This is a genomic window from Desulfobacterales bacterium (assembly GCA_030066985.1).
In the GTDB taxonomy this organism is placed as follows: Bacteria; Desulfobacterota; Desulfobacteria; order Desulfobacterales; family JAHEIW01; genus JAHEIW01.
This window is the reverse complement of the sequence record JASJAN010000013.1, coordinates 84,489-90,488: the sequence shown is the minus strand read 5'-3', so window position 1 is coordinate 90,488 and position 6,000 is coordinate 84,489. Positions and strand designations below refer to the sequence as shown.

Below are 6,000 nucleotides of genomic sequence, written 5' to 3'. Positions count from 1 at the left end.
ATTTCTCCAATACGCCAACGGTGAGCGCAGCGAACGATATATTACCTGAATCTTGCACGAGTCGGAGGCTTTCATATGCAAGGCACTTAAGGGCGAAGCTATAGTGAGCTATGCTTCGCCCTTAATAACACAGCAGATGGAAGCCTCCGGCTCGCCGCGTTGTTCCAAGGGTGAAAATTAATGCGATAAAATGATTATCATCTTTTATACCTGATTAGTATTTTGAATGTCTTCTATAATTCGTCTAGCCAGCTATCATTAGACTATAATAAGAATTTCGCATTAATTTTCATGCAAGATTTAGGTAACGTGATAGATAGAGTCTTTTGCATATCAAGTCAAGCGGCTTTGCCCCATCATCGTGTCGGATGTCCGCGGCACCTAAAAAAACGGTTCGGCTTAAAATTCATTTGCCTGATATGGCTTTAAATGTTAAGTTTCGGCACTTTAAACGGCAAGCGGCTCTGTCGCCAAGGACGTCAGTCTTAATCAATTTAGCCGCAACCGAAGCGTTTTTCATCCCCGGAAAAGGATATCAAATTGGACCTAAAACATACGCGTATTTTGGTCACAGGCGCCTGCGGAACGGTCGGCAAAGAGTTGGTCCACCAACTGTTAAACAGGCAAAACGTGGCTGAATTGATCGCCCTTGACAACAATGAAAGTGATTTGTTCGACCTTGAGCAGCAATTTGGCGGCCACGATCAGGCGACCTTTTTCCTGGCGGATGTTCGCGATCGCGACAGACTCAACGACAAAATGAAAGGCATTGATTGGGTCTTTCATACGGCGGCCTTCAAGCATGTGCTCCAGTGTGAAAGATCCCCGTTTGAAGCAGTGCAGACCAACATCCTGGGTGTTCAAAACGTCATTTATGCAGCGATTGCCAAAAAGGTCGAGCGGGTTATTTTCACAAGCTCGGATAAAGCGGTCAACCCGACCAATGTGATGGGGACATCAAAATTAATGGGCGAACGCTTAATCACCGCCGCCAACAGCAGCCAGCGGGATGCAGGCCCTATTTTTGCCTCCACGCGATTCGGTAACGTCTTGGGCTCCAGCGGTTCGGTGATTCCCATTTTTCATGATCAAATCCGTCGCGGCGGACCGGTGACGCTGACCGATCCGGAAATGACCCGATTCATTATGAGCATCACAGAGGCGGTTCGATTGGTCATTGATTCGGGGATCTTGAGTCGGGGGGGCGAAGTATTCGTCACCAAGATGCCGGCCATCCGTATACAGGATTTGGCTGAAGTCATGATTGATAAACTGGCCCCTGTGTATGGCCACCGGGCCAGTGATATCGAAGTCAAAATTATTGGCCATCAGCCGGGTGAAAAGTTATATGAAGAGCTGTTAAACAGGGAAGAAACCAGGCGCTCATGGGAGCTTTCGCGCTATTTTGTCGTCCTGCCGGCTTTCAGGGAAATCTACCGAAATATCGATTTTGAATACCCGGACATCATATCTAAAGAAGTCACCAGCGCATACCACTCGGGTACTGAACAGCCACTATCAAAAGCCCAGTTGGCTGCGTTTCTCCAGAAACACCATCTTCTGGAACTGGATAAATAGGATAACATGTTAGCATGCATCCGATCATTAGGATGTTAAATAGGCAAGTATAAAGGATCGTTAATGCGTGTACTGATATTGGGCGGAGACGGCTACCTGGGATGGCCCACTGCCATGCACTTGAGCGCTCGCGGTCATGAGGTTGCCGTAGCGGATAATTATTTGCGCAGAAACTTGTGCCAGGAATTGCAGTTAGAGTTCCTGCATGATGTTCCTGATCTCACCAAACGTGCAGACCTCTGGCAATCGATTTCAGGGCATAAGATTGCCGTTCATGTCGGAGACCTCAACGATTGGGATTTTGTCGCCGAGGTGTTTCAAAAATCCAGCCCGCAGGCCATCATCCACTATGCCGAGCAGCCCGCAGCCCCTTATTCAATGCTCGATCGTCAGGCAGCCACCCTGACGCTGAGCAACAACTTAATGGTAACGGCCAATGTTATTTTTGCCGTGCGGGAATATTGCCCGGATGCCCATATCGTCAAACTGGGCACCATGGGTGAATACGGCACCCCCAATATCGATATCGAAGAAGGATGGCTGGAAGTTGCGCACAAGGGCCGCCAGCAAAAATTTTTATATCCGCGCCAGGCCAGCAGTCTTTACCACACCACCAAAATAATGGACACCGATTTGCTGTGGTTTTACGTGCGCACCTGGGGTTTGCGGGTCACCGACCTGATGCAGGGGCCGGTTTACGGCATGTTCACCGATGAATCTTCACAGGATGACCGCCTGCTGCCTTTTTTTAATTATGACGAAATCTTTGGAACGGTGTTAAACCGTTTTGTGGTTCAGGCCGTGGCCGGATACCCGCTGACGGTTTATGGTAAGGGCGGCCAAACCCGCGGCTATTTAAATATAAAAGACACCTTGAATTGTGTTCGCTTAGCAGTGGAAAATCCGGCTGACCTGGGCGAATTGCGCATTTTTAATCAGTTCACCGAAACCTTCAGCGTCAATGACCTGGCAGAAAAAGTCAGGGAGGCGGGCAAGCAGGTCCAATTAAATGTCCAAATCGAGCATATTGAAAATCCGCGCACAGAGGCTGAAGAACATTACTATAATCCGGTTCATACAGGCCTTTTAGACCTGGGATTGACACCGCATTATTTATCTGAAGAAGTCCTATTAGATATGATTGAATTTGTTATGCGGCATAAAAGTTCAATACAGACAGACCAGATGCTGCGAAATGTGAAATGGAATTAACAATTAATGATAAGTGATCCATCAAGATGCTCAAAGATTTCCCAAGTAACGCCAGAAGCAACACTTGTAGTTATCATTTAGGAATTTGAAGATGTCGACACTAAGATTACTGGGCTGCAGCATCGGCATTTTAGGGTTATTTGTAACCTTTTATGTCTATCGTGGGCACCGCTGGAATCGGCTCAATTTTATATTTTTTATGTTGTTAAATATAAGCCTGATTGCCGTGACCATTAACCCGGATATATTAAATGTGCTTCGCGATGCTCTGGCATTGCATAAGGCTTATCGGGGTAGAATAATTGCCCTGTTGATTGTCAGCAATATTTTCTTATTGTTCTACATTTTTTTTACAAAACTGAAGGTTGATAATATTCATTTTCAATTCGATCGGCTCGTCCGCTCTTTAGGATCCAGGGAAATCGAAAAAAGCGCAGACCTTACCGAGCATATCAAACCGATTATGGTCCTTATACCGGCGTATAATGAGGCGGAAAATTTAGAGATCTTGCTGCCCAGAATTCCGAAGCAAATTGAAGGCATGGATGTCGGAACGCTGGTGGTCGATGATGGCAGTGATGATCAAACGTTTTCCATCGCCCAAAGCAGTGGCGCGTGTGTGGTTAAAAATCTGATTAACAGGGGCGGTGGTGCCGCGCTGCGGCTGGGATACGATATTTTGCAAAAAGCAGATGTTCGCTATTGCATCACCATGGATGCCGATGGCCAGCATCTGCCCGAAGAAATCACCTATCTCCTATCGCCCATTATGGAAGACCAGTATGATTGTGTGATCGGCTCCAGAATTTTAGGCAACAGAGAATCCGCCAGCCGTTTAAGAATCGCAGGCGTTTATGTCTTCGGTCGTATTATCACTACGCTATTGGGCAAAAAAATTACCGATCCTTCGAGCGGTTTCAGGGCTTTTGGAATGGAGGCCGTCAGCTCCATCCGGCTGCACGAAGATCAATATCATACCAGTGAGCTCATTATTGAAGCCGTCAAACAGGGCTTGCGCATCGGTGAAGTACCCATAACCATCTTGAAACGCAAATTCGGCAAAAGCAAAAAGGGAAAAGATCTTATCTACGGCTTTCACTTTGCCCGCATCATTTTGAAAACATGGTGGCGATAAGATCTTTCTCACGGATGAATTTATGGTAGATAAAGTACCGCAAGATGCGTTTGTTTTTATTGTCGGTTCGCCAAGATCGGGGACGACCATTCTTGGAGAGTTGCTGGACAGACATCAGCATGTCAGCCAATGGTACGAGCCCTATTTCATCTGGGATCATTTTTTCAGAACAGCACCTGATGATGAAAGAACAGAGGCTGACGTAACACCGGAAATCAAGAATTGGATTTACCGCAACTTCACCCGGTATAAAAGACGGAGGAAATGCGCAGTTCTGGTTGATAAATCCCCCAGAAACAGTCTCAAGATACCCTTTATAATTGCCATATTTCCGCAAGCGAAATTTATTCATCTGTTGCGGGATGGCAGAGATGCAACTCTTTCGATAAACAAAAAATGGCTGCAACGACAAAATATCGTTCACAATCCACTGGCAAAAGGGCGCTTTGATTACGAAAAGGCCTTTCATATTGTGCATGAGTTTTTAAGATTTCAGCCCTATTTAACAGATAAGGTAAGGGCATTTTGGTTTGAAACGAACGGACACCTTATCAATAAGAAAATGCACCTAAATCGATTGCGCTGGAACGGAAAAGTCGGCTGGGGTCCTCGTTTTAAAGGTTGGACACATATTTATGAAAAATCCTCGTTATTAAAATTTAACGCCAGCCAATGGCTACATTGCGTACAACGCATTGAAGCGGATTGGAAATTAATTCGACAAAGCAATCGACTTGCCGTCCGTTATGAAGATCTGATCCAAACACCTCGTCCAAAAATTAGAGAAATATTAGACTTTTTAGGCTTAGATACCGACAATGCGTTTTACAGTTCACTCCCTAAGTTAAAGGCTGATAACTATAACAACTGGAAAACGGGATTCTCGAAAGAAAACTTAAAAGAAATTAGCCCCATTTTAACTCCCCAGCTTAAAAAGTGCGGGTATGCAAAAACAGATGAATGGATAGACGCTATCTAAAACTAATCTTAAAATTTACTATATCCTGTCTTTTTATCGGATATCTTTTTTTTAAGATCGATGCCTCTTTGGTGGTGACAGCCATCGGCAGTATCAACGTTGGCCTTTACGCGATTTCTACACTCCTTGCTCTGTTTTCTGGCATCATCGTGGCTGGTAAGTATTATTTTCTTATTAAAGGAAGCCCAATTAGCCATAGGTTATCATCACTAGTAAAAATAAATTTCATTGCGCTGTTTTATGCGCTCTTCCTGCCCTCAGCCATCGGAAGGGAAGCTGTCAGATGGCTAAAAGTCACCCGCAATAAAAAAGGCAGGGCACAATTTTTTGCAACGATTGTATTCGAACGGCTAACCTTTATTCTGGTACTTCTCATCTGCGGGATGATTCCGCTATTTTTCTATAGTTCAAATTCTGAGATCGAAATCTTAGGAAGTCGTGTCTTACCATTCGCTGCCATCGGGATATGTCTGGTGTTGTTCTGTATATTGTTTTATATTTTTTCACCAATACAGGATCTGATAAAATCGGTGGTTCACTCAATATTGCGAAAAATTCAGACACAAATAGATGTTGACGCCTATTTTGAGAAAAATCACCTCGATAGAATGAATGCCAACGCTTTTTTTTTGATTTTTGGGCTTAGCATTATCTGGCAGATATTCTTTATCTGCCGACTGCTGATTCTTTTCAGAGCCGCATCAATTCCGTTGGGCTTTATGGATGTTACCTGGATCGGTTCACTGGTACTGTTACTGCAAACAATCCCCATTTCTTTTGCCGGCATCGGCCTAAGAGAAGGCGCTTACGCCTATCTGTTTACGCTATTCAATTTGCCGCCTGAAAAAGGGGTGCTCATTGGGCTCTTATTTTTTTCCCAGATGCTGATCATTGCCTTTGTAGGGGGAATTTTTGAACTCTTTGAGTGACAGGTGAAGCCTATTTATTGAAATTGTATTCTATGTAAAACTTTAAGATAAAAAGAAAGAAGCAGGCGCAGCGGAAGGGCCTGTAGTTAGAATGATGACCCACTCCAACAAGTTAAACATAAAGCACTCTATTATATGGTTCGCGGGGGTAATTCTTGTTTTTTCCC

5 protein-coding genes are annotated in these 6,000 nt (G+C 44.6%); all 5 read left to right on the top strand.

The genetic code is table 11. The features are described 5' to 3' along the window. The first annotated feature begins 540 nt into the window (after window positions 1-540). The 5 genes from QNJ26_08370 (at window position 541) to QNJ26_08350 (ending at window position 5,833) form a co-directional block, all read left to right on the top strand. Entirely contained in the window at window positions 541-1,578 is a 1,038-nt protein-coding gene (locus QNJ26_08370; protein ID MDJ0985546.1) for an SDR family NAD(P)-dependent oxidoreductase, read from the top strand. 63 nt (window positions 1,579-1,641) lie between these two features. Continuing rightward, window positions 1,642-2,790 (top strand): NAD-dependent epimerase/dehydratase family protein, encoded by a 1,149-nt coding sequence (locus tag QNJ26_08365; protein MDJ0985545.1) that lies wholly within the window; start codon window positions 1,642-1,644, stop codon window positions 2,788-2,790. Between the two features lie 91 nt (window positions 2,791-2,881). Then, complete coding sequence (locus QNJ26_08360; protein MDJ0985544.1) at window positions 2,882-3,925, top strand: DUF2304 family protein; 1,044 nt, start codon at window positions 2,882-2,884, stop codon at window positions 3,923-3,925. Between the two features lie 22 nt (window positions 3,926-3,947). Beyond that, entirely contained in the window at window positions 3,948-4,904 is a 957-nt protein-coding gene (locus QNJ26_08355) for a sulfotransferase (protein MDJ0985543.1), read from the top strand. Beyond that, window positions 4,886-5,833 (top strand): lysylphosphatidylglycerol synthase transmembrane domain-containing protein, encoded by a 948-nt coding sequence (locus QNJ26_08350; protein MDJ0985542.1) that lies wholly within the window; start codon window positions 4,886-4,888, stop codon window positions 5,831-5,833. Before QNJ26_08355 ends, QNJ26_08350 begins: the two co-directional genes overlap by 19 nt. The last annotated feature ends 167 nt before the right edge of the window (window positions 5,834-6,000 follow it).